Source organism: Inquilinus sp. OTU3971 (assembly GCF_038440215.1).
On the sequence record NZ_JASATH010000088.1, the window covers coordinates 1 to 23,460 of the forward strand.

Annotated in this window: 19 protein-coding genes and 1 pseudogene; 2 read left to right on the top strand and 18 right to left on the bottom strand. The window is 66.3% G+C overall.

Annotated features, from left to right (window positions below; all coding sequences use genetic code 11):
• From AAHM41_RS21460 to AAHM41_RS21500, 10 genes and pseudogenes are all read right to left on the bottom strand, one after another.
• Positions 1-596, bottom strand: a pseudogene (locus AAHM41_RS21460) (hypothetical protein); the annotation flags it as partial.
• Positions 597-1,319: 723 nt separating this feature from the next.
• Positions 1,320-1,553, bottom strand: coding sequence for a hypothetical protein (locus AAHM41_RS21465; RefSeq protein ID WP_342238644.1), 234 nt, complete (start codon positions 1,551-1,553; stop codon positions 1,320-1,322).
• A gap of 644 nt (positions 1,554-2,197) precedes the next feature.
• A complete protein-coding gene (locus AAHM41_RS21470; RefSeq protein ID WP_342238620.1) occupies positions 2,198-2,794 on the bottom strand; it encodes a PRC-barrel domain-containing protein in 597 nt (198 codons plus the stop codon).
• Between the two features lie 379 nt (positions 2,795-3,173).
• On the bottom strand, positions 3,174-3,419 hold the full coding sequence (locus AAHM41_RS40670) for a sigma factor-like helix-turn-helix DNA-binding protein (RefSeq protein ID WP_446719472.1): 246 nt from the start codon (positions 3,417-3,419) through the stop codon (positions 3,174-3,176).
• Positions 3,389-4,090: an IS6 family transposase gene (locus tag AAHM41_RS21475; RefSeq protein ID WP_342238621.1), complete on the bottom strand. Its 702-nt coding sequence runs from the start codon at positions 4,088-4,090 to the stop codon at positions 3,389-3,391. Before AAHM41_RS21475 ends, AAHM41_RS40670 begins: the two co-directional genes overlap by 31 nt.
• Before the next feature lie 147 nt (positions 4,091-4,237).
• A complete protein-coding gene (locus tag AAHM41_RS21480; protein ID WP_342238622.1) occupies positions 4,238-5,089 on the bottom strand; it encodes an ABC transporter ATP-binding protein in 852 nt (283 codons plus the stop codon).
• Positions 5,086-6,120: an ABC transporter ATP-binding protein gene (locus AAHM41_RS21485; RefSeq protein WP_342238623.1), complete on the bottom strand. Its 1,035-nt coding sequence runs from the start codon at positions 6,118-6,120 to the stop codon at positions 5,086-5,088. Before AAHM41_RS21485 ends, AAHM41_RS21480 begins: the two co-directional genes overlap by 4 nt.
• A gap of 1 nt (position 6,121) precedes the next feature.
• A complete protein-coding gene (locus AAHM41_RS21490; RefSeq protein ID WP_342238624.1) occupies positions 6,122-6,976 on the bottom strand; it encodes an ABC transporter permease in 855 nt (284 codons plus the stop codon).
• Positions 6,977-6,980: 4 nt separating this feature from the next.
• Entirely contained in the window at positions 6,981-7,985 is a 1,005-nt protein-coding gene (locus AAHM41_RS21495) for an ABC transporter permease (RefSeq protein ID WP_342238625.1), read from the bottom strand.
• A 69-nt stretch (positions 7,986-8,054) separates the two neighbouring features.
• Positions 8,055-9,959 (bottom strand): ABC transporter substrate-binding protein, encoded by a 1,905-nt coding sequence (locus AAHM41_RS21500; RefSeq protein ID WP_342238626.1) that lies wholly within the window; start codon positions 9,957-9,959, stop codon positions 8,055-8,057.
• Between the two features lie 388 nt (positions 9,960-10,347).
• On the opposite strand from AAHM41_RS21500, the gene AAHM41_RS21505 reads away from it, so the two are divergent.
• On the top strand, positions 10,348-11,952 hold the full coding sequence (locus tag AAHM41_RS21505) for a GH39 family glycosyl hydrolase (protein WP_342238627.1): 1,605 nt from the start codon (positions 10,348-10,350) through the stop codon (positions 11,950-11,952).
• Positions 11,953-12,047: 95 nt separating this feature from the next.
• Here AAHM41_RS21505 and AAHM41_RS21510 read toward each other — a convergent pair whose 3' ends face one another.
• A complete protein-coding gene (locus AAHM41_RS21510; protein WP_342238628.1) occupies positions 12,048-12,743 on the bottom strand; it encodes a GntR family transcriptional regulator in 696 nt (231 codons plus the stop codon).
• A gap of 30 nt (positions 12,744-12,773) precedes the next feature.
• Positions 12,774-13,805: a Gfo/Idh/MocA family protein gene (locus tag AAHM41_RS21515; protein ID WP_342238629.1), complete on the bottom strand. Its 1,032-nt coding sequence runs from the start codon at positions 13,803-13,805 to the stop codon at positions 12,774-12,776.
• 257 nt (positions 13,806-14,062) lie between these two features.
• Between AAHM41_RS21515 and AAHM41_RS21520 the strand changes: the two genes are divergently transcribed.
• Positions 14,063-15,757 carry a dihydroxy-acid dehydratase gene (locus tag AAHM41_RS21520; RefSeq protein WP_342238630.1) on the top strand — a complete coding sequence of 565 codons (1,695 nt, stop codon included), beginning with the start codon at positions 14,063-14,065 and terminating at the stop codon, positions 15,755-15,757.
• A gap of 496 nt (positions 15,758-16,253) precedes the next feature.
• Here the strand turns inward: AAHM41_RS21520 and AAHM41_RS21525 are convergent, their stop codons facing one another.
• The 6 genes from AAHM41_RS21525 to AAHM41_RS21550 all read right to left on the bottom strand — a co-directional run bounded on the left by AAHM41_RS21525 (position 16,254) and on the right by AAHM41_RS21550 (position 23,415).
• Complete coding sequence (locus AAHM41_RS21525; RefSeq protein ID WP_342238631.1) at positions 16,254-18,233, bottom strand: sigma-54-dependent Fis family transcriptional regulator; 1,980 nt, start codon at positions 18,231-18,233, stop codon at positions 16,254-16,256.
• Positions 18,234-18,367: 134 nt separating this feature from the next.
• Positions 18,368-20,005 carry a chaperonin GroEL gene (gene groL, locus AAHM41_RS21530; RefSeq protein WP_342238632.1) on the bottom strand — a complete coding sequence of 546 codons (1,638 nt, stop codon included), beginning with the start codon at positions 20,003-20,005 and terminating at the stop codon, positions 18,368-18,370.
• The gene (locus AAHM41_RS21535; protein WP_342238633.1) at positions 19,983-20,807 is read right to left on the bottom strand and encodes a metal-sulfur cluster assembly factor; all 825 of its coding nucleotides are present in this window, start codon (positions 20,805-20,807) and stop codon (positions 19,983-19,985) included. Before AAHM41_RS21535 ends, groL begins: the two co-directional genes overlap by 23 nt.
• A 5-nt stretch (positions 20,808-20,812) precedes the next feature.
• Entirely contained in the window at positions 20,813-21,835 is a 1,023-nt protein-coding gene (locus AAHM41_RS21540) for an amidohydrolase family protein (protein WP_342238634.1), read from the bottom strand.
• An 84-nt stretch (positions 21,836-21,919) separates the two neighbouring features.
• Positions 21,920-22,273 (bottom strand): MmoB/DmpM family protein, encoded by a 354-nt coding sequence (locus tag AAHM41_RS21545; RefSeq protein WP_342238635.1) that lies wholly within the window; start codon positions 22,271-22,273, stop codon positions 21,920-21,922.
• A gap of 56 nt (positions 22,274-22,329) precedes the next feature.
• Positions 22,330-23,415 (bottom strand): toluene hydroxylase, encoded by a 1,086-nt coding sequence (locus tag AAHM41_RS21550; RefSeq protein ID WP_342238636.1) that lies wholly within the window; start codon positions 23,413-23,415, stop codon positions 22,330-22,332.
• Positions 23,416-23,460: the final 45 nt, after the last annotated feature.

A 23,460-nucleotide genomic window follows, 5' to 3' on the forward strand; every position in this document is an offset into this window, starting at 1 on the left:
CTCGCCGGCACGAAGACGCCGCCGGCCATGGCAAGGGACAGCGCGCCGATCGCCACACCCAGGCCGACGCTGGTCGGGATGTAACCGCGGGCGCCATGGCCCAGGATCTTGGCAACCTGCGCAGGTGTCTCGATCTCCCCGAGCACGACCGTCGGAATCTGCGGGAAGTCCTGGCTCAAGGCCTGGAGGTCGTCCACCAGATCCGGATCGTCCGCGTTCGCCGCCCCGATGACGAGCAGGATTGCTGAAGTCGTGCGGGAGACCGCGGCATCGCTGCGCCAGTCGCTGACTCGTGTGTAGGTTTCGCCCCGGAACTGGTCGCTTTCCGCTTGAAGGGCCAGTCTGAGAATCTCCCCTCCGAGGGCGCGAGGATCGATGACCGAGATCAGCGTTTCGCCGCGGGCTGGAGAGGACATCGTCCGAGCCGTCGGATCGACGGTCTCCTCTATGGGAGCATCGACCTCGTCAACCGACCGGGTGCTGAACCCCTCCTCCATGCGGGCGAGCAATTCAACCCCGGCGACACTCGTTCCTCTATATACAATCATGTCATCACCTACAGAAGCGGGACTCTCAATATTGTTGGTACTGGGCATTAAGGTCGAGAGATATCGAGTTGTGCAGAATCTATATTATTCAGGACCAAAATAAACACTTCATAATCTGGAGTGTTATTGTCCATTGCCGTGATCTGACTCTTAGATGAGGCCGCCGCAAGCTTCCTGCCCGAGACTGCCATTCCGTGCTCCACATCAATTATCAATTTTCCTAAAATCCAATATAGCCGGCTAGAGGACCTAGCCGGTTTGACATAGACCAATGGCCGTGCAGAATTGGGAGTCTGGCCCCACCGGCAGGCCTCTTCCTTTGAAGCGGCGTCAGCTCGCGACCCCTCCGCATTCAGCGAAATCAGGTACTTGCAGCGCCGATCGGCGTCGGTACTCCATGCTGATTGACAGCAATGGGGACAAACTGGCCCCGAACCTGGTCCGGTCCCGGGCGTCGCCGTGGCGATGAGATGAGAGATGTCCGGTTAGGAGGAGCCTTCTGGGGCTCGTTAGAAGAGCTGTGCGTAGGCATCCGACATCTGGGAACGGATGTGAACGGGGACGATCGGAGGCTTTCAGAAACGAGGGTTTTCGCGGGTCTGACTGGCCCGACGGAGGACGGGCCTGTCGGCGCCTTCACAAACCTCTGCCATTGGAAATTCGAATGACAATCGGTTTGCGAAAGAGGCGGCAAGCCCGCCATGTCGCGAGCTCCTTCGTGGATCGAGCGAGAGACCTTACGGGCAGGCGTGTTCGGGCAGCAGCGCGGCTTCAGCGAAAATGGCCGCTCATCTCCCTTTCCACCGCCTTCCTCGTCGCCTTCTCGATCCGGGCATGGTCTCGCGGCTCCGGCCCGTGCTGCCAGCTGATCTGGATCACGCCCATGCGGTTGACCTTGAAGCGCCCGCGGTACGGGCCGCAGGAGAGGGTGCCGCCACCATCGGCGAGGCGGACAGTCCAGTCTAAAGCGGAGAAGCAATCGGCTGGCACGAATCCCTTGGTCATGCCTCACCTATTCACCGCGGATGTGCCCGTACCAGCGCCCAATCTAGTCCGCGCTGGAGCGACGGTCGATGGCTGCCGGTCGACACGAAAACCTGGGGGTCGTGTTGCCTCATGGCGGAGTTTCACCGAACGCGTCGATGTCGGGATGGGCAGCCTCGCTTGCCGGCGCGGCGGCAAGCGAGGCTGAGGCGTCTGTCTCACACCCGCCGTCGAGGATGATCCGGCGAGCGGCCTCGGTGCGGACAAGATTGCAACTCAGTGGCCTGACCCGTAAGTCCGGCGAGGTCGGACTTTGGCTGTAAGCCACACCAGCTGATCGTTTGGCGCAATCTTGTCTCTCGATGCCATCCAAAGAGCCTCGCGTTCAAAGTCCTCGCAACAGAGCGTGCGATTGAACGCCGTGATATGTACAGTATAGGTCATGATACAGACGCTGTTCTTGTCGAACACGTCCACAACCCGCTCGGTCATGTCAGTCCCCTTGGGGAGGCGAGCTTGTGCTAACCCGTCCCTCTCTCCTATGGCGTGACTGCACGGCATCAGTGGATTGGGCATGCCATTGATGCGCTGCGGACGCCTGCAAATCAGCTGCAGCACGTCCGCCAAGTGCCTACCCGTTCGCCGCGACCTCGGTTCAGCGCGAGTTACCCCGGATATTCGAACTTCGGGGCGTCGTTCAGCTGCTGCTTGGTCATGGTGATCCGGCCATGATCAGGGTACATCCGCTTGGTCTCGGTCATCGCCGGTGCGGTGGTTCCTTCTGGAGTCGGCGGCGTCGTGCCGGCAGCCGGAGGCATGGTGCCAGCGGGAGGCGTCGTGCCGGGCGCCGTCGACGGCTCGGTCGGAGTCGGCTGCGTACCGGGAGCCGCGGCGGGAGGAGGATTGATGGGCTGATCGCTCCACTGCACTTCGCCGAAGGGGATGGCGACGTCCTTCTCCCCGATGCCGAGGAAGCCGCCGACGCCGACCACAATCGCCTGCATCTGGCCCTTGCGGTCGACGAGGACCTCGTTGACTTCCCCAACCCTTTCATCATCGGGTCCGTAGATGCCGACGCCGATCAGCTTGGAAGCCCGCCAAGTGTCGGCCGACACCTTGTCGGCAGTAATGACTTCGGACGTCGCGGCGGCACCCGTGCCGGATTGCGCCGGCGGGGCTGCGGGCTGGTTCGTTTGCGCAAGCGCCGGCCCCACGCCGAGCGCAGCTATCGCGACGCATGCGATCAGATGCTCCTTGAACATGGGAGCGCTCCTTTTCGTGATTTCGGAAGGGTCGGATCGCCGTTCTTGCAGAACGCGGGATCGCGGAGGACCTCAAAGGGCCGCTGACGGCCTTTCGGATGGATGACTGCCCTCGATGCGATCGCGTCAGCGACCATGAGAATGCCCCCGGCGCAGTGGCCAGGACCGACCCATTTGATCACTACGGGAACGGGGAAAAGTGGCAGCCGGTTCCGATCCGCCGCGCTCCTCACGCAAGAGGCAGAAGGGTCGACCAACCGAGGCATAGGAGGGAGGCCGATGGCGGCCGTCGCGCTGGCGTATCGAACGCAATCGTCGTCGGCTGACCGGCGTCTGCCGTAGCGGCCGGTCGAGCAGTCGCTGGCGAGGCGGGTCTCGGTCAAACCGAGCGCAGCGCGTTGCGGGCGCGGTGGAGCCGAGCTCGGAGGGTCCCGAGCGGCAGATTCAGGCGTTTGGACACTTCATGGTAGGAGTCGCCTGCAATGGCGACGCGCTCCAGCACCTCGCGATGGTCGCTCGACAGGGCCGGCCATCGGGCCTGGGGGCTTGTCACGTTGTCGAGCGTGGCCGCGATTAGGCCGGCATCCGCCAGGCTCAGGCCGCAGCGCCGGCCGCATCCCGCCATGCCGCGATCGCCTCCGCGCGAAAGCGGCGGTGCGTGCGGGCGGTGGTGAGGTGACGGCAGACGTTGAAGGTGTTGTAAGTCGCGGCATGCATCGACAGGAACCGCTGCGCCGACGCGGCAGATTTGAACCGTTGCAGCTTGCGCTCCCGTCGCCGAACCGGGACATGCGAGCTTTCGGCCCGGTTGTTTTGCCGCTTGGCCCTGATGTGAACTGCGGCGCCCAGGCCCAGATCGCGAAGCGCAGCGGCGTAGGCCGGACACTTGTCGGTGACCCACTCGTTCGGGGCGATCCCCTGCTTCCGGAGGAGCTTGCGCATCAGCTTGCAGGCGGCAGCCGCGTCCCGCCTAGCCTGAACCAGCACCTCGAGCACCTCACCCTCGGCATCGACGGCCCGCCACAGGTACATCTGCTTGCCACCGATCCGGATGAACATTTCGTCGAGGTGCCATCGCCGATGCGGCGCCGGTCGCCATGCACGAAGACGCCGAGCGATTGCGGGACCGAAGCCGATCACCCAACGCCGGATCGTCTCGTACGACACCTCGATGCCGCGCTCGGCGAGCAGGTCCTCGACGTCGCGGTAGCTCAGGGTGAAGCGAAGATACATCCAGATGGCGCGCTGGATCACATCCGGTGGAAAGCGGTAGCCGGAATAGCAGGGTTGGGCCATGGCAAACCGCTATGCTGATCGCCACAGTCCCGCAAGGCCGCGAACGTGACAAGCCCCTCGACAAGACGACGACCGCACGTGGAAATCCCGCTCTCCCACACGAGCAACCACTAGCTTCGCCCAGCCGACGGAGTTGCGCCCTGCCCGTCAGGAAATGGCCGCTGTGGTGGCTCGGGGATTTCGGATGATGGCGGAGGCCGCGGCCGGGTCTGGCGGCAGCACGGCGCCCTTCAAGGCAATCGAATACGGCTGGGTAGGATGTTCGAGCACGGTCCGTGCATCACCGCTTTCGATCACCCTGCCCTTTTGCATGATGATGACGCGATCGGAGATGTAATAGGCCGTCGCCAGGTCGTGCGTGATGTAGATGATCGACACCTTGAGCTCGTCCCGCAACTCGCGGAACAGGTTGACGATCGACATGCGGAGCGAGGCATCGACCATCGAGACCGGCTCGTCGGCGACGATCAGCCCGGGCTCGGGGATCAGCGCCCGGGCCACCGCGATGCGCTGCAACTGACCGCCGGACAGCTCGTGCGAATAGCGGCCCCTGATCTCGGCCAATGACAGGCCGACGCGCTGCAGCGCTGTATCCGCGGCCGCCTCGCGATCCCGGTTCGTCCCGGCCTTGCGGAAGCGGTTCGCCGTGGCGAAGAGGTATCGATCCAGCCTAGTCAGCGGGTTGAACGCCTCGAACGGGTTCTGGAACACCGGCTGCACCCGGGCCATGAAGGCCTCGCGCGCCGCCCGGCCCCGGATGGTCGCGACATCCGTTCCGTCGAAGACCAGCCGCCCCTCGCTCGGCACCTCGTTACCCAGCATCATCTTGGCGAGGGTCGACTTGCCGGAGCCGGATTCGCCGACGATGGTGAAGATCTCGGGCTTGTCGGCCTCCAACGCGAAGCTGACATCGTCCACGGCCTTCATCGAGCGGCGCGAGAACAACCCGCCGACCGGAAAGACCTTGGTGACGTGATCGAGCTTGAGCAGATCGGTCATGGCGCGGCGACCTCCCCGGCGCGGAAGCAGGCGACGCGCCCCCCGGTCGCGCTCGGCAGCATCGGCGGCACCTCCCTGGCGCAGCGGTCGACGGCGAGCGGGCAGCGCGGGTGGAAGCGGCACCCGCTCGGCGGATCGGAAAGCGCCGGCGGCTTGCCGGGAAGGCTCTTGCGCACTCGGACGTCGCCGATGCGCGGCAGGCTGCCGATCAGATGCGCGGTGTAGGGATGCTGCGGCCGGTCGAACAGCGCCTGTGTCGCCCCCTCCTCCGCCAGCCTGCCGGCATACATGATGGCCAGCCGGTCGGTGATCGCGGCATGGACGCTCATGTCGTGGGTGACGAAGATGATCGACGCCTGGATGCGGGCCTGCACGTCCTTGATCAGCCGGAGCACGTCCTGCTGCACCAGCACATCGAGGGCGGTGGTCGGCTCGTCGGCGATGATGAATTCGGGCTCGCACACCGTCGCCAGCGCGATGGTGATGCGCTGGCGCATGCCGCCCGAAAGCTGGTGCGGAAAGGCCTCGAGCACGTCGGGATCGAGCCCCAGCCTTTCGAGATGCTGCCGCACCTTGGTCCAGAAGGCGGCGCGGCCGAGGCCCATGTGGCGATAGGCGAAGTCGTGGAACGCGTGCTTCACCCGGCGCACCGGGTTCAGGACGTTCATCGACCCCTGCATGATGTAGCTCAGATGCCGCCAGCGCGCCGGCTTGAGCTGTTCGGGCTGCGAATAGACGTCGATCGTCCTGCCGCCGAAATCGAAGGTCACCGAGCCGCCGATCACCCGCATGGGCGGGCGGATGGCCCCGGCCAGCGTCTTGATCAGCGAGCTCTTGCCGCTCGAGGACTCCCCGGCGATGCCGTAGACCTCGTTGCGGCGCACGGTCAGGCTGATGTCGTCGACCGCCCGCACCTCGCGCCGGATGCCGAAATGCTCGTTGACGTAGTAGGCCCTGAGCCCCTCGACCGTCAGCGCAGCGGGGCGAACCATGGCGGCGGTCCTGGCCTCGATGCTCAGAACATCGTGCATGTCAGGCTCCCATCCGGGTGAGCCGGCTGCGCGGATCGATGTATTCGTTCACCGACATGGCCAGCATGAACAGGCCGAGGAACAGGATGGCGACGAAGATCATCGGCACCGCTATCCACCACCAGATGCCGGCGACCATCGCCGAATGGGCGTTGGCCCAATAGATCATCCCGCCGATGGTCGGCCGGTTGATGTCGGAGAAGCCGAGGATCGACAGCGTCACCTCGAGTCCGATGGCCCAGATCAGGTTGTTCATGGTGGTGTAGAAGACGATCGGCATGACGTAGGGCAGATGCTCGCGGAGCAGGATCTGCCCGGTCCGCATGCCCGAGAACGCCGCGTGGCGGGTGAACTCGCGGTGCCGCAGCGACAGCGCCACCGACCGGATCAGCCGGCTGTCGTGCTGCCAGCCCAGCAGCGCGGCGGTGAGCGCGAGGATCGGCCACGTCATCTGGTCGCGCAGCACGAACACGAGCAGCAGCAGGATCGGGATGTTGGGCAGCGCGTTCAGCGTGTCGTTGAGGGTCATGATCACTCGGTCGACCCGCCCGCCGAGATAGCCCGATGTGAGGCCGACCGCGATGGCGATGGCCCGGCTGATCAGCGCCACGACGATGCCGAACAGCAGCGTGTTGCGCATCGCCGCGGCCAACTGCCAGAACACTTCCTGGCCGCGCGAGGTGGTGCCGAGCCAGTACTCCGCCGAGGGCGGCATGTCCGGGATCACCACATAGGTGGCGAGCTCGTCATAGGGCGAGAAGAACGATGCGATCACGAGCGCGAGAATGATCGAGAGAAAGATCATTCCCAGCAGGAACTCGCGGTTGTAGCGCAGCAGCCCGAACAGGATTTTCACGGCGCTATCCCAGTTTCACGCGTGGATCGATGAGCGGGTAGAGGATGTCGATCACGAGCATCGCGGCCGCCACGGCGATGACGGCGATGGTGGTGACGCCCAGCACGAGGCTGTAGTCGCCGGCATAGATGCCCGCTATCAGCAGCTTGCCGATCCCCGGATAGTTGAACACGAACTCCACGATCACCGCGCCGCCGAAGACATGGCCCAGCGTCAGCGCCAGGCCCGTGACCTGGGGCAGCATGGCGTTCCGCGCCACATACTGCGAAAAGATCGTCCGCCCGGGCACGCCGGCGAGCTCGGCATAGACCACGTGATCCTCGGTGACGAGATTGGAGACCAGCGAGCGCATCGAGATGAACCAGCCACCGAGGCCGACGCAGACGAGCGTCAGCGCCGGCAGCGAGCCGTGGATGATCACCGAAGAGATGTAGCCCCAGGTGAATCCCGGCTCGAGGTTGAGCTGGGCGCCGCCGCTGATCGGCAGGACCGGCCAGACATAGCCGAAGACGATGATCAGGGTCAGGCCGACGATGTAGGTGGGGATCGGCTGCATCGACATCACCAGGACGCCGACGGCGTTCAGGAGGCGGTTCTTGCGGAAATAGCCGGCGAGAGCGCCGAAGAGGTTGCCCAGCGTCCAGGAGAACAGCGTCGCGAGGGTCAGCAGCCCGACCGTCCAGGGCAGGGCCCGGCCGATCACGGTCATCACCGGGGTCGGGAACGCCGAGAGCGACGGGCCGAAATCCCCGGTCAGCACGCGGCTCCAGAAGGTGACGTACTGGTCGAGCAGCGATCCGTCGGTGCCGTAGAGCTCCCGCAGCGATTCCCGCAGCAGCTCGACCGAGCGCGGATCGGTGCTGCCGAAGCTGGTCAGCAGCGAGACCGTCTGCTCGATCGGATCGACCGGCGAGAAATGCGCGATCAGGAACGACAGCGTCACGCCGGCGAACACGACGAGTAGAAACTGGCCCAGTCGTCTTGACAGATAGATGAGAAAGCCGTTCATCCCGCCTCCCGGATTGTCAGGATCGGAGCGGACCAGCCGGCGAACCGGCTGGTCCGGGTGCATTGCAGGTTACTGGGCCGCCGGGGTCTTGGCCTTCAGGCTGACCACCATGTAGCGGATGTTCGACCAGTTCGGGCCCGAGGCCGAATACGGGTTGTCGATGCTCGGGTAATTGGTCCAGTAGGTCGTGTCGAACGGCGCGAACTTGTTGTAGGCCATCAGCGGGATCATCGGCATTTCCTCGACCGCAAGCTTGAGGAAATCCTGGCCGAGCGCCTTTACCTCAGGCGAGTCGAAGGCAACCTTCCGATTGCGCTCGATAATCTCGTCGAGGCGCGGGTCTCCCCAGCGCTGCAGGTTGCGCGGCGGCTGGATCTCGCCCAGCGGCTTGATGAACTGCGAGTGGTAGCTGTCGAGGAAGAAGCTGAGGTCGGGATGGCCGCCCCAGGTCTCGATGGACCAGTAGATGGCGGTCTCGAAGTCACCGGTCCCGAGGCGCTGGCCGTTGGTCGGTCCGGCGACGTCGACCTTGGCGTCGATCCCCGCCTGGCTCCACTGCTGGGCAATGGCGGTGCCGGCGCGAGCTAGCGTCGGAATGGCATCGCCTTCGACCTGGACCCGGATGGAGAAGGGCGTGCCGTCGGGCTTCATCCAGCGGTTGCCCTGCTTACTGAACCCGGCCTTCTGCAGCAGTTCGGCGGCCGCCTGCGCATCCTGCTTCCACCAGCCGAAGCCGAAGACGCGCTTCAGCTTCTCCGGATCGCTCGGGATCTGGTCGCCCCATTGCGAGCGAACCATCTTGGCCAGCACTTCGGAGATGTTGGGGTCATACGGCTTGATCTTGCGAATGCCGGTGTCGAGCTCGAAATTGGTGAGCCAGTCCTGCATCGGCACGAAATAGTCGTCCAGCGCCGAACCGGTCGGCGGAGTGGCGAGAGCCGAGAGGTTCGCGGCACCGCGATAGGAGCCGAGGGCCACGGCTCGGATGTCGATCAGCAGCGCCAGGGCCCACCGGACGTCCTTGTTGTCGAACGGCGGCTTCTCGGTGTTGAACAGCACTGAGGGCAGCGTCGGATCGGGATGGGCGAAGGGGAAGCCGGGGAGCCACGCGGCGCCCGTCGGGTTGTCCTTCATGATCGAGAACATGCCCTCGGGCGCGATGTCGTTGATCACGTCGAGGTTGTGGTTGCGCTGTTCGATGACGCGGGCTTCCGGATTGCCGGCGGCGCGATACACCACGTACTTCACCTGCGGCTGGCCCCAGTCCATGCCGATCGAGGTGCGCTGCCAGTCGTCGCGCAGCTTCCAGATGGTCCAGTTGCCGCCCTTGTCGTAGCTGTGCAGCACATAGGCACCCAGCGAGACCGGCGGGTTGTTGTTGTAGGCCAGCGGATCGGCGACCTTCTCGAACACGTGCTTGGGCATGATCCAGGCCGCGTTCCAGCGTACGGTAAAGAGCGAATGGAAGCGCGCATTCGGCGCCTTCAGGTGGAAGATCACGGTGTTGCGGTCGGGCGACTCCATCGATGCGACGTTGACCCCGAATGCCGCCGACCAATTCATGCCGGGGTGATCGATCAGCGTCTGCACGGTGTACACGACGTCGCCCGCAGTGAACTCGACGCCGTCGCTCCAGTACACGCCTTCGCGGAGCTTCACCGTCATTTGGGTGAAATCGTCATTGTAGATAGGCGGCTCGGTGGCGAGCGCATTCTGCCAGGCTTTCGGACCGCCCTCCGGGTTGATGAACCAGAAGGTGTCGGTGCTCAGTTGCTGCAGTCCGTTGAGATTGGCCGCACCGCCGCCGCCGGGAGCCCAGACGTTGAACCAGTCGGCATTCTGCGCCGGAGTGCCCTGGATGATCAGGGCCTCGTTGCGCGGGATGCCGGCGATGAAATCCTGCGCGATGACCGGCAACGGCAACAGCGTCGCCACCGCGGACACAGCTAATGCGATCGTCCTGAGAAATTTCATCTCCTTGCTCCTCCCAGCTCTCATTCGAGCCCCGTTTTTCGTCGGATCGACGAGAGGCTTCAAAGTCCCGGACCTGCCCCGCCGCACGCGCGGGACAGATCCGGTGGCGCCTCGGTGGTCGACGGGCTCACGAATGCCCTTTATCGACATTTTTTCAGCGGCTCGGCAACCCTTGTCAGCTCGAATTTCAAAAAACAACGGAAAACCTCGCATTGCCGGACTCATTACCCGCAGGGCGCCAGAACACATTATTGACAAAGCGACGATCTTCCATAACGTACCGCGTCGATGGCGGACCTCTCCGGCGAGGGGCATCGCCTGTCCCGACACAGCGATCGGCCAGACCTCCGGGGGAGGTCTGGCGCAGCAGCGCCAGCAAGGATCAATGATGACCAGCTCTCTTGCCGTGAGCATCGCGGTTCACGCCGACCGCCGCACCGGGCCCTACAGGCCGCTCTGGAACTGGTTCGGCTACGACGAGCCGAACTACACCTATTCCGAGCACGGCAAGAAGCTGCTCAAGGCGCTGACGGCCTTGAGCCCCGAGCCGCCGCGCATCCGGACCCATAATCTCCTGACCAGCGGCGACGGCCTGCCGGCCCTGAAATGGGGCTCGACCAACGCCTACACCGAAGATGCCGACGGCAAGCCGGTCTATGACTGGACCGTCATAGACAAGATCTTCGACGCCTATGTCGAGGCCGGCAACATTCCGCTTGTCCAGATCGGCTTTACACCCGAGGCGCTGTCCGATGCGAAGGGCGACTACCGGCATCACTGGCGGCCCAACGACAAATACGCGACCATCACCACGGGGTGGGCCGCGCCGCCGAACGACCTCAAGAAATGGGGCGACCTGATCGAGGCCTGGGCCCGCCATCTCGCCGAGCGCTACGGCCGCGACACGGTCGAAGCCTGGCCCTGGGAAGTCTGGAACGAGCCCGACGGGCACTACTGGACCGGCACGATCCCGCAGTTCTGCGAGATGTACGACGTCAGCGCCCGGGCCGTGAAGCGCGCTCTGCCGAAGGCCCGCGTCGGCGGCCCGCATGTCTGCGGCGGCTTCGCCAGCGCAAAGGCGCAGACCTTCCTGCGGGAATTCCTGCAACACGTGGTCGACCGCGACTCGCCGATCGACTTCATCGCCTTCCATGCCAAGGGCAATCCGGTGGTCTGGAAGGACCATGTCCGCATGGGCGTGCACAAGCAGCTCAAGGATATCGACACCCATCTGGGGATCATCAACGAGTTCCCCTCGCTCACCCACCTCCCCATCGTCATCGGCGAGTCCGACCCGGAAGGCTGCGCCGCCTGCTCGGCCCGGTATCATCCCCAGAACGCGTACCGGAACGGGCCGCTCTACGGCGTCTATGTGGTCGAGAGCATGCTGCGCACCTATGAGCTGGCCAGCCGCGCCAACCTCACCATCGAAGGGGCCGTCACCTGGGCCTTCATGTTCGACGACCAGCCCTGGTTCGACGGCTTCCGCGACCTGGCCACCAACGGCGTCGACAAGGCGGTGCTCAACGCCTTCCGCATGCTGGGCATGCTGGGCGGCGACTGGCTCGAGACGACCAGTACCCACCGCCGCGACCTCGCGGATGTGGTCGCCAACGGCGTGCGCGGCGAACCCGACGTCAATGTTGTCGCGACCCGTGACGACAAGGGCATCAGCGTTCTCGTCTACCACTACCATGACGACGACGAGGCCGGCCCGGCGGCCGAGGTGACGATCGCCGTCGGTGGCTGGACCGGCGAGGCGCCCTCGCTCCGCCATTACCGGATGGACGAGGCGCACTCCAACGCGTTCGCCGTGTGGAAGGCCATGGGCAGCCCACAAAGCCCGACCGGCGCCGAGTACAGCAAGCTCGAGGCCGCCGGCCAGCTGGCGGAGATCGAGACGGCCGGCGCTGTCACGGTCGAGAACGGCACGATCCTGCTGCGCACGACGCTGCCGCGCCAGGGCGTCTCCCTGCTGCGTCTCGAGGCATAGAAGCGGACGGCTGCGCGCGCTCTCCTCCCCGGCGCGCGCCACTTTGCCAGCCAGTCCAGAGAGGATCGACGCACGGCCGGGCCAGGGGCCGGTTGTCACAGCCCTTCGGCGTCTCGATCATCAGGCGGCGATGCCTTGGCCAGGTAGTTCCGCTTGCTGGGCTGCAGATGGTCGACGCAGAGCTGGGCCAGGACCCAGTTGTCGCGGCCCTTCAGCATCTCGATCATCAGGCGGTGGTGCTCATGCGCGACGCGGAGCGAGGCCCTGTCGCTCATCGAGTTGGCACGTACCGGCAGGCTCAGTCGCATATAGAGCACGATCGACTGAACCAGGTGCGAGTTGCCGCAGGCGCCGAACAGCGTCAGGTGGAACCGGTCATTGGCTTCGTGGACGCCGCGCAGATACCCGGTCTCGACGTGCCGGCCGTGCTCTTCGTGGATGGCGGTGAGTTCGGCGATCAGCGCGTCCGGCGCCGGCAGCGGGATCCACAGCGCCGCCTGACGCTGCAGCAATTCCCGAACGTCGTATATCTCCCGCACCTCGCCGGGTGACAGCGAGCGCACTGATGCGCCCTTGTTGCGCTCGCGCACGACGACGCCCATGCCCTCGAGCTGCACCAGGGCCTGACGGGCGAAGTGGCGGGTCACCCGGAAGCGGGCGAGCAGCATGTCCTCGGTCAGGCGCGTCCCCGGCGCGAGGCGGCCGAAGATGATGTCTTCCTCAAGCGCCCGCGCGATGGTGAGATCGTCGTGCTCTTCAGGAGTTTCCCTGACGTCATCGCTGGCCGGCAAATGGTCCTCCTGTTGGCGGAACTGGCGACATTATCGCGGTTTGGCTGCCGGGTCGAACTGGCTCAGGCGGTAGATCTCCTCGACCAGCCGCAATGTTCTGAGATTGTCCTCCGGCTTGGTCTCGAAGGCGGCGCCGGTGTCGAGGCCGTCGAGAAAATGCTCGATCGCCGCGTCATACGACCCTTGGTAGGTGGCCTCCGGGTCAAACGCCTCCTCGCGCATTCCGGCGCCGCGGAGGCCGAGCGTCGAGCCGAGCAACTCAATCGTGCCGCGCGTGCCGAAAAGGCGCAGATGATCGCGCGGCATCGGCGGCGCCCCATGCACGGCTAGATTTCCCGTGACCGTGACGACGAGGCCATCCTCCGGCCTGCGCAGCACCACGGCCGCCACATCCTCCGCGACGATCTCGTCGTTGCTGCGCTCGAGCCGCGCGGCAATGACGTCGAGCTCGCCGAGCAGGTAGCGCAGCGTGTCGAGGTGGTGGATCAGCACCTCCATCACCAGCAGACGCGGCTGCGTGCGGAAGAACGGCTGCCGCACCAGCGCCGGCCGCAACGTGTCCGGCCCCGCGATCATGCCTGAGGACAGGAATTCGAGACTCGCCTGCCGGATGTCGCCGGCGGCGCCCTCTTCGAGCCAACGCTTCAACAGCCGGTACCAGGCGCGGAACCGCCAGTTCTCATGCACCATCAGCCGCGCGGGAGGGGCCACTCTGGCGACAACCGCCTCGGCTTCGGCGAAATCGATCCCGAGCGGCTTCTGACAGAGGATGTCGAGGCGCCGGCCGGCGGCGAGCCGGACCATGGCCGCATGCGTCTCGCGCGGCGAACAGATATCGACGGCGTCGAGGCGCCCGGCTTCCAGCATCTCTTCAGCGCCGGCGTAAACGTGCGGGATGCCAAATTCGGCCGCGCGGCGCTCGGCCGCCTGACGGGTCGGGTCGGCGATGGCAACGATCTCGGCCCGGTGGCGCTGCCGGCCCCATGCCGGCAGGTGGTAGCCGGCAACCCAACCGGCTCCGATCATGCCGACGCGGCGAACTGGACTTGCATGCACGGTCATCGGTCCTTCCGGAAAGCTGCTGCTGCACTGCCCCCTCTTCAGAGTTTTGTCAATAATCAACCGATGTGATGTCCTTCGCCTAGCCGGACAGACATTGATGATTCATCAGAAAAAAGTGCGCCGAAGTGCGCATTATTCCAGCGCCCGATGCGGCGACACGAGACATTCGGCGCATGTTTATTGACAATCTTCCAAGCGCGGTTAACTTGCCCCAACCCAATGGCGCGCATGATCGCAGGCGCCGTAAGGAGGATCAGGTGCCGGACGGCCTTCGTCGTAAGCTGACCACATACGGGGACCAGGGCTTTTCCCTGTTCCTGCGCAAAGCCTTCATCAAGGCGATGGGCTATTCGGATGACGCGCTCGATCGGCCGATTGTGGGCATTGCCAATACGTATTCGGACTACAACCCCTGCCACGGCAACGTGCCGCAGCTGATCGAGGCGGCCAAACGCGGCGTCATGCTCTCCGGCGCGCTGCCGATGGTGTTCCCCACTATCTCGATTCACGAGAGCTTCGCCTCGCCCACCTCCATGTATCTGCGCAACCTGATGGCGATGGAGACCGAGGAGATGATCCGGGCCCAGCCGATGGACAGCGTTGTGCTAATCGGCGGCTGCGACAAGACGCTGCCGGCCCAGATCATGGCCGCGGCGAGCGGCGACACCCCCGCCGTGTTTCTGCCGACCGGACCGATGGCCACGGGTCATCACAAGGGTGAGCGGCTCGGCGCCTGCACCGACTGCCGCCGCTTCTGGGGCCGCTACCGCGCCGGCGAGATCGACGAGGCCGAGATCAATGACGTCAACAACCGGCTGGTCAGCTCGGTCGGCACTTGCACGGTGATGGGCACGGCAAGCACCATGGCCAACCTCACTGAGGTCATCGGCCTCTGCCTCCCCAAGGCAGGCTCGGCGCCGGCAACCGGAGCGGAGCGCGTCCGTCTCGCCGAGGAAACCGGGCGGCTGGCCGGCCGTCTCGCTGCCGAGGGAGGCCCCACCGTCCGCGAGCTGCTCACCCCGGCGGTGCTCAAGAACGCCATGGTAGCGCTGCAGGCAATGGGTGGTTCAACGAACGCGGTCGTCCACCTCGCGGCGATCTGCGGCCGGCTCGGCCTGAAGCTCGATGCCGACCTGCTGGATGACGTGGGCAAGCGCGTGCCGCTGCTGGTCGACCTGCAGCCATCCGGCCAGCACTACATGGCGCAGTTCCACCAGGCGGGCGGCGTGCCCGCGCTGCTCAAGGAGGTACGCGCCGAGCTCGACACCAGCGCCCCGACCATCCATGGCAAGACCATCGGCGAAATGATCGATGCAGTCGTCGACGAGCCGGGCCAGACCATTATCCGCACCATGGCGGCTCCACTGAAGCCGATCGGCACGCTGGCGGTCCTCAAGGGGAACCTGGCGCCGCGGGGCGCCATCATCAAGCAGTCGGCTGCTTCGAAGCAGCTGATGCAGCATCGCGGCCGGGCTGTGGTGTTCGAGTCCGTCGAAGATCTCGCCAACCGGCTCGACAGCGACGAACTGGACGTGACGCCCGAGGACATCCTGGTGCTGCGGAACGCCGGCCCCAAAGGCGCTCCCGGCATGCCAGAGGCAGGCTACATGCCGATCCCTCGCAAGCTCGCGCTGCAGGGCCTCAAGGATATGGTGCGCCTTTCGGATGCGCGGATGAGTGGCACGGCCTTCGGCACGGTGGTGCTTCACATCGCGCCCGAAGCAGCCGATGGCGGACCGTTGGCGATCGTCAAGACCGGAGACTTCATCGTCCTCGACGTGCCGGCGCGCCGAATTCACCTCGATATCGATGCCATCGAATTCGACCGGCGCATGGCCGTCCTGACCGTTTGCGCCGCGCCGCGCCGCGGCTATGCGAAGCTCTACCACGATCACGTGACGCAGGCCGACGAGGGCGCCGACTTCGACTTCATGCAGGACCAGGGCTCGTGAGCCTTACCGGCAGGGAAGCGCCGCTCTGCCTGCCGATCAAGTCGCTGGGTCGTGCCCCCAAGGCATTGCTGCTCGCTCGCTGTATCGACGGGTTTGTCCGCTCCGGAGAAGCCTGGAAGGCCTCCGAACGTCAGCAATGGGGACGGAGCAGCCTCCAGAGGCATCGCGGGGAACGGTCCGCAACGAGCCGATTATGGCCATGGCGCTTCTCATGCAGTGACCTTGTGCGGCAAGGCGGGCAGTTCCTACGATCCGCGTCAGCCGACCTGGCCCCGACCTTCCGGCGGCGCAGGTGCGGTACAGCGTGCGATATGCGCTACCCGCGCCCTGGCCACGGCGCCCGAAGCAGGCTTAGCCTTCCCTTTAGCCGCTCCGCAGAAAGCAGAAAGCCCCGCCGTTTCGGGGCGGGGCTCTGGATCAGACGTCGATGAGGAGAGAGTGATAACAAAGATGGTTGCGGGGACACGCAGCCATCTGACCGCCGCCGGCTTCGAGCCTATCCTTCGACATCGAGCCCAAAATTCTGCACCTTCCGGTACAGCGTGCTCCGCGAGATGCCCAAGGCGCGGGCGGCCTGGACGAAGTTGTAGCGATGCCGTCGAAGGACCTCGGCAATCAGGACGCGCTCGGCCGCATACAGATCTTCGGGCCGATCGAGGGAAGGGCTCGTCTCACCGGGCTTGCGATCGCCGCCGCCAAGCTCCGGCGGCAGATCCTCCTGCGCCACCGCCCCACCGATCGAGATCAGCAGCAGGCTTTCGACGACATTGCGGAGCTCGCGTACATTCCCCGGCCAAGCATAGCCCTGCAGCCTCGACAGCACATCGGGCGGAAAATCCCGCTCCGGCACCTGGTGGCGCGCCGCAACGCGCCGATTGAAATGGGCGACCAGCAGTTCCAGATCGTCGCCACGCTCCCGCAGTGGTGGGATGAGGAGCCGCGTCACGCTGATGCGATGATAGAGGTCGCGGCGGAAGCGGCCCGCCTCGACCTCGTCGCGCAGGTTGCGGTTGGTCAGGGCCAGGAGGCGGACATCGACCCGCCGCGGCTGCGCATCGCCCAGGCGATAGACGACCCCCTCCTCCAGCACGCGCAGCAGCATCGGCTGCAGGTCCAGCGGCAGCTCGCCAACCTCGTCGAGGCAGAGGGTGCCGCCATCGGCCAGCTCGAAGCGACCTGGCCGCCCCTCGCTGGTCGCGCCGGTGAATGCGCCGCGCACATGGCCAAACAGCTCGCTGGCCAGCAATTCCTTTGACGTGGCCGCGCAATTGAAAACGATGAAGGGTGACGCCTCCCCCTCCTCGCCATGGATCGCGCGGGCGAACAGCTCCTTGCCGACGCCGGTCTCGCCCTCGACCAGCACCGGCACGCGCTTGCCGACCAGCCGCCGCGCCCGGTCGATGACAGCGGCCATCGCCTGGCTGCCGCCGATGATGTGGGCGAAGGCGCTGCGAGCCGGGTCGGCCTCCGACCCCTGCCCCGCGGCCCGGCCGCGGAAGCGCGGGCGGTCCGGCACCACCAACAGGGCGCCAATGGCCCGGCCATCGGCGATCACCGGGTTGAACCATTCGGGCCGCAGGCTCTCCGGCAGCCGGTCGGCCCAGCGTTCCACCGCGAGGCTGCGGTCGAGACCCGGCACCCGCTCTCCCACCCGGATCGGCAGCGACACCCGGCCGGTCGTCTGGACCAGCCGGCCATGCCGGTCGATGACGATGATGCCGGCGGCATCGGCGGAGGACAGGCGCTGGAGGCATATCTCCAGCAGTTGCATCCGCTCCCGCGTCGAGCGCTCGGTCAGCACCATCTCGATCTGCCGCGCCGCGGCCACCGCCAAGCCGAGATTGTTGCGCTGATAGGTGGTGGGCGGTCCGGAGATGTCGATCACCCCCATGATCGCGCCGGTGCCCGGCTCGAAGATCGGCGACCCGGCGCAGGTCCAGCCCTTGATGCCCTCGCAGAAATGCTCGGCGGCGTGGATCTGGGCGGGGCGGCCGGTGGCGATCGCCGTGCCGATGCCGTTGGTGCCGATGACGCCCTCGCCCCAGTTGCCGCCGCTCATCAGGTTGATGTTCTCACCCTTCTCCAGCGTCGTCATGTCGCCGACGGCCTGCAGCACCACGCCGTCGGGGTTGGTCAGGAGCATGATCGAGCCTGAGCCCGCGAGCAGGTCGACCGCATCGCTGAACAGGCCGGCCGCCGCCGAGACGAGATCGCCATGGCGGCGCCGAAGTTCGCCCATGGCGTCGCCGCCCGCCGCCAGCGGCGCGGACCGGCCGCCGGGATTGACGCCGGAATGCAGGCTGCGCTGCCAGGAGGCGACCACGAAGTTCTGCGCCGGCACCGTCGCGTCGGTATCGCCGGACAGGTAGCGCTCCCAGGCCAGCATCGTGTCGTTCGCCTCGCACGGCACCGTCACGAAGGCCGCGGTCACGCCCGTCCGCTCCAATCCGGTCGGCGTCTCGTCGCGTCTGGGCATCGGTCGCTCCCGGTTGCCGGCCGTCTTGTTCGGACGATCAGTGCAACCGATCGTCCCGCGACCGTTATCATGTGATCATCATACACCATTCCTCGGCCGCGTCCGTCCGCCCTTCGGACACTGGCACGCCCTTGTCACGCCCGGCCGAGCCGCTCGGCGCCGCCGCCGAGGGCCGGGCCGGCGGTCGGATCGACGCTGTCCCGCCGGTCCGCGATCAGCGTGTGGGTGGTCAGGACCAGCCCGGCGACGGAGGCCGCGTTCCTGACCGCGCTGCAGCTGACTCGCACCGGGTCGACGATGCCGGCCTCGAACAGGTCGACAAAGGCACCGTTCCGGGCATCGTATCCCACGCCGTTGGTCGCGCGCGCCACCTGGGCCGTAACCGCCTCTCCGTTCACGCCGCTGTTGCCGGCGATGTGGAACAGCGGCTTCGCCAGCGCCCTCTGCAGCAGCCGGACCCCTTCCCGAACGCCGCCATCGGTGCGGGAGGCGAGGTCGTCCAGCATCGAGGCCGCCCGCAGCAGCGCCGTGCCGCCACCGGGGACGATGCCCTCCGCGATCGCCGCCCGGGTGGCGTTCACGGCATCCTCCACAAGCTGCAGGCGGCGCTTCTGCTCGACCGGCGTGGCGCCGCCGACTAGGATCACCGCCGTGCCGCCAGACAGCTTCGCCAGCCGCTCGCGGAACTTGTCGCGCTCGACATTCTCCGGTGCGGCCTCCCACTGCCGGGTGACCTGCTGGCGGCGCGCCGCGATCATCTCCGGATGGCCGCCGCCGCCGCTGACCACGGTCTGGCCGGCGGAGATCCTGACTTGGCGCGCGCTGCCGAGGTCGCGCAGCTCGGCGCTGTCGATCCGCCCGCCGAGGTCGCGGGCGATGACCCTCCCGCCGGTAACGATGGCCAGGTCCTCCAGCATCGCCTTGCGCCAATGGCCGTATTCCGGCGGATGGATGGCGGCGACGACCGGCCCGCCCTTGTCGCGTGCGGCGAGCAGGGCGACGACGCAGGGCGGCGCGACCTCCTCCGCGATGATCAGCAGCGGGCGGTTGCTGCCGGCGACCAGCGCCAGCAGGCCCGCCACCTCCTCCGCCGTCTGCAGCTTCTGGTCGGTCAGCAGGATGTGCGGCTGGTCCAGCACCACCTGCATCTTCTCGACATCGGTGACCATGTGGTGGGAGAGATAGCCGCGGTCGAAGGCCATGCCTTCGAGCACGTCGAGCTGCGTCTCGACCGTACTGCCGTAGTCGACGGTGACGATGCCGTCGGGGCCGACCCGCTCCAGCGCCTCGGCCACCAGCCCCCCGGTCACCGGGTCATTCGCCGCGATCACGGCGACGGAGCGGATCTGGTCCTGGCCCTCCAACGGCCTGGCGGCGTGCCGCAGCGCCTCTACCACCTGCCCGACCGCCAGCTCCAGCCCCTGCACCAGCTCGACCGGATTCGCGCCCGCCGCCAGCCGGTCCAGTCCGTCCTGGACCAGCGCGTCGGCCAGGACGGTGGCGGTGGTGGTGCCGTCGCCGGCGACCTCGTTGGTCTGTTTCGAGACCTCGCGGACGACCTGCGCCCCCATGTTCTCGAACGGGTCCTCCAGCTCGATCTCGGCGGCGATGCTGACGCCGTCGCGGGAGACGATCGGGGTGCCGATCGGCCGGTCGATGATCGCATTCATGCCGCGCGGGCCCAGCGTGCCGCGCACCGCCCGCGCGAGTTTGGCAACGCCGCGGCCGAGGGCCTGCCGGGCCTCGTCATCATGCAACATGATCTTGGGCATTCTCTCCCCTTTCCGAGGCTGGATGTGGCAGGCAGGATTCGCGTCGGGCCTGGCGGATGAAATCGGCCAGGGTCGGCTCGGCGTCGGGCGCCGGCGCCTCTTCATCGAAGCGCGCGGCCAGCAGCCCCCGGCACAGCGCCCCGTTGAACTCGGTGTTGATCCAGACCCGCCGCAGCCCTGCGAGATGGTCCGGCCAGGCCTCGGCCGTGACCGCGGCGCCGGCGGTGTCGACGAAGGCGGGTCCGCCCGCGCCAAAGAGCGGGTCCCGCAGGGCCAAATAGCGCTCGATCAGCCGCCGGCCCGGCGCATCCGCCGGAAGGCCGCGAAGCCCGCCGGCGTCCAGCGCGCGGAGGGCCGCCGGATCCCGGCACCCCTCCTCCAGCAGGTGGCGCAGCAGCGCCTCCTGCCGGCGCTGGAAGGCCTTCAGCGTGAAGGTCCGGCGCAGCGCCTCCAGGTCGTCATCCGCCTCGTCGCCGAAGGCGTCGCGGAAGGCCAGGCCGCGGGCCATGCCGTGGTTGATCGCCTCGGCATACATGTGCTCGCCGAGCTCGACCGTCGCGGCCGTCACCCAGGGCAGCGACAGCGCGGCGCGGCGCATGTCGTCCGCCATCAGGAAGGCGAAGTTGGCGGCGCACCAGTAGGTCGGCAGCCGGAAGCGGATATGGACGCCGCCATCCCCCGCGACATCGACGTCGGTGACGAATCCGAGCTCGGTCACCGGCTCGTCGAGCTCGGGATCCGTCACCGAGTCCAGCCGGGCCCAGACCTCCCGGGCGTGGACCGTGTCAGGCCTCGCGGCCATGGCGGTCACTCCGCCGCGACCGGACGGCGGGCATCGGCCAGCACCGCCTTCTGCGCCTCGACATCGATGCCGTAGAGCCGGGCCGCGTTGAGGCCCAGGATCTTCTTTTTGGCCTGGAGCGTCAGCTTCGCCCCGGTCTCGCGGGTCAGGTCCTCCGGCACCTCGAAGGCCATGAAGTCCTCGACCAGCCAGTCCGGCGTCCAGATGCCGTAGTCGCTGCCATAGAGCAGCTTGTCCTCGCCCAGCCACATCAGCAGCTGCGAGATGACATGGGCGAAGTAGCCCGGCTGGTTGCGGATGAAGGGCAGCGCCACCGCCAGGCCGCCATAGACATTGGTCTCCTGCGTGGCGATCCAACAGAAATCGTCCAGCCGCGGCAGGCCGCAATGCTCGACGATGAAGTTGAGGTTCGGGAAGCTGGTCGCCGCGTCGTCGATGTCGGCGACGTCGAAGGCGTCGCGGTTCAGCGGCAGGATGGTCGGCCCCTTGTGGACATGGATGTTCCTGATGCCGAGCGCCTCCGCCTTCGCCAGGAATTTCTGGGCGCCGGCGTCGGAGAGCTTGTAGCCCTTGCTGTCGCCCTTCCATTCGGCGGTGTAGAGCTTGACGCCCTTGATCCCGTGGGTCTCGACGTCCTTCTCCAGCTGGTGCAGCCCCGCCTCGCCGTCGCGCGGGTCGAAGGCGCCGTTCAGGATGAACCGGTCGGGGTACTTCGCCTTTAGGACGGCGTTCTGCTCCAGCGTGTTGAAGCCGTTGACGTAGAAATCCTTCAGATAGGTCGGCTGGAAGATCGCCATGTCGTCATAGCCGCGGACGAACAGGTCGTCGTGCATCGTCTCGGCGCCGTAATGGTAGAACTTCTCCCGCGCCCACTGCTTGTCCTTCGGCTGCAGGAAGCTGTGATAGCCGTAGAAGCAGTCGATGAACTGCTGGCCGTGGACATTCCTCCAGTTCTCCGGCCGCCCGTCCCAGAGATGGACATGGCCGTCGATGATGAAGATCTCGTCGCCGTCCTTGGTGCGATACATGGCTGGCTCCCTGTGGCTGGTTCGCGGCGGCGCCGTTGCGACCGGCGCCGCCGTCCTCTGGCGAAATGCGGACGGGCCGGCGCCTCACTCGTAGAGCAGGGCGTCTTCCATGTTGCCGAACAGCACGACGGTGTCGTCGTCGACCATGACCATCCGCCCGTAATGGGTGGAGGTGGAGATCTCGAACAGATGCGGGGTCATCGGGCGGCCCAGCGCCTCGCTGATCTCGCCCATCTTGAACTCCATCTTCCCCTCGCCATCGAGGCGGATCATGGCCGGCATGTAGGTGACGGTGATGCCTGGCTTCTCGCCCATCACCTCGGCGATGACGCGGGCCTCGACGCTGTCGTTCATGGTCACGCCGCACTGGTGCGAGATCGTGGTCTCGAACTGCATGTCCTGCATGGACTTGAAGATGTTCGCGGTCGCGTGGGTCATGGCTAGTCTCCTCTGGCCGACGCCTGGGTCGGCGGCTGATGGGGCGTCGGGGGCGCTCAGGCCGACAGCAGCGCCGGCGCGTCGAGGCCGATCTCGGTGACGATCGTCTTCGCCCGGTTGCGGGCATGGTCGAACGCATCCGTGAACTGCGCCGCCTTCACCCGCGGCTGCGACCACAGCGGCTGCAGCTGCTGGGCCGCGGCGACCGCCAGCGCGCCATGCCGGTCGAACCATTCGGCGAACAGCCGGCGGTTGTGGTCCCCATGGGCCGGGTCGTTCGCCAGCATGTGGAACAGCTCGACCGCATTGGCGAGGTTGCGCTCATAGTCGCCCTCCGCCGCGGAGACGACGGCCGGCGTGCCGAAATCGTTCTGGGCGGCAGCCAGCTGCATGATGAAACCGCTGCGGAACAGCTCGGCCACCAGCGGCTCGAACACGATGTTCACCGCGAAGTACTTCTCGAGATAGTCGGTGGCGCCGCCGATCGTCTCGACCGCCCGGCGGGTGTCCTGCCAGATCGGGTCCTCCAGCCAGTGCGTCTTGCCGGCGCTGGCGTCGAAATTGTCGAGGTCCAACCCGATCTCGCTGAGATACAGCGTCAGGTCCTGGGCGAAGCGCAGCTTGTAGGAGGCGTCCGTCAGGATCGCGTTGTTGATCATCTGGGTGTAGCCGTACCGCTGGGCGTGCATCGTCGACGTGCCCAGGCCGAATTCGGCATGCTTGTAGGCCCCGAGATGGTCCTTGAGGATCTTGACCCAGGCCGGGTCGATGCGCCGCGGCGCCCCCGACCGGCGGGCGTTGTCGATGACGTTGGAGATCATGCCGACGATGGTGGACTGACGCTGGTAATGCGTGCGCTCCCACTCCTGGTCCACCGCCCGGTACTTGTGCCAGTCGCTGCTCTTGGCCGCGGTCCAGGCCTCGGAATAGGTCGGCGTGCCGTCGGGGAAGGAGATGATCCAGTCCTGCAGCAGGTACCGCTTGGGGTCGGGCTGGACGTCGACGGTGACGTCCTCGTAATGGGTCGCCTTGCGGCCCTGGGGCTCGAAATAGTTGTATTTCCGGCTGTCGGAACCGGCGAAGGTCGCCGCGCCGGCCGCGCCCGACTTCACGGATGCTGCGGCCTGTTCGAGGTTGGTCATCGGTATCCTCCCTTCTGGCGTTGACGGATCGGGGTCCAGGCCGCG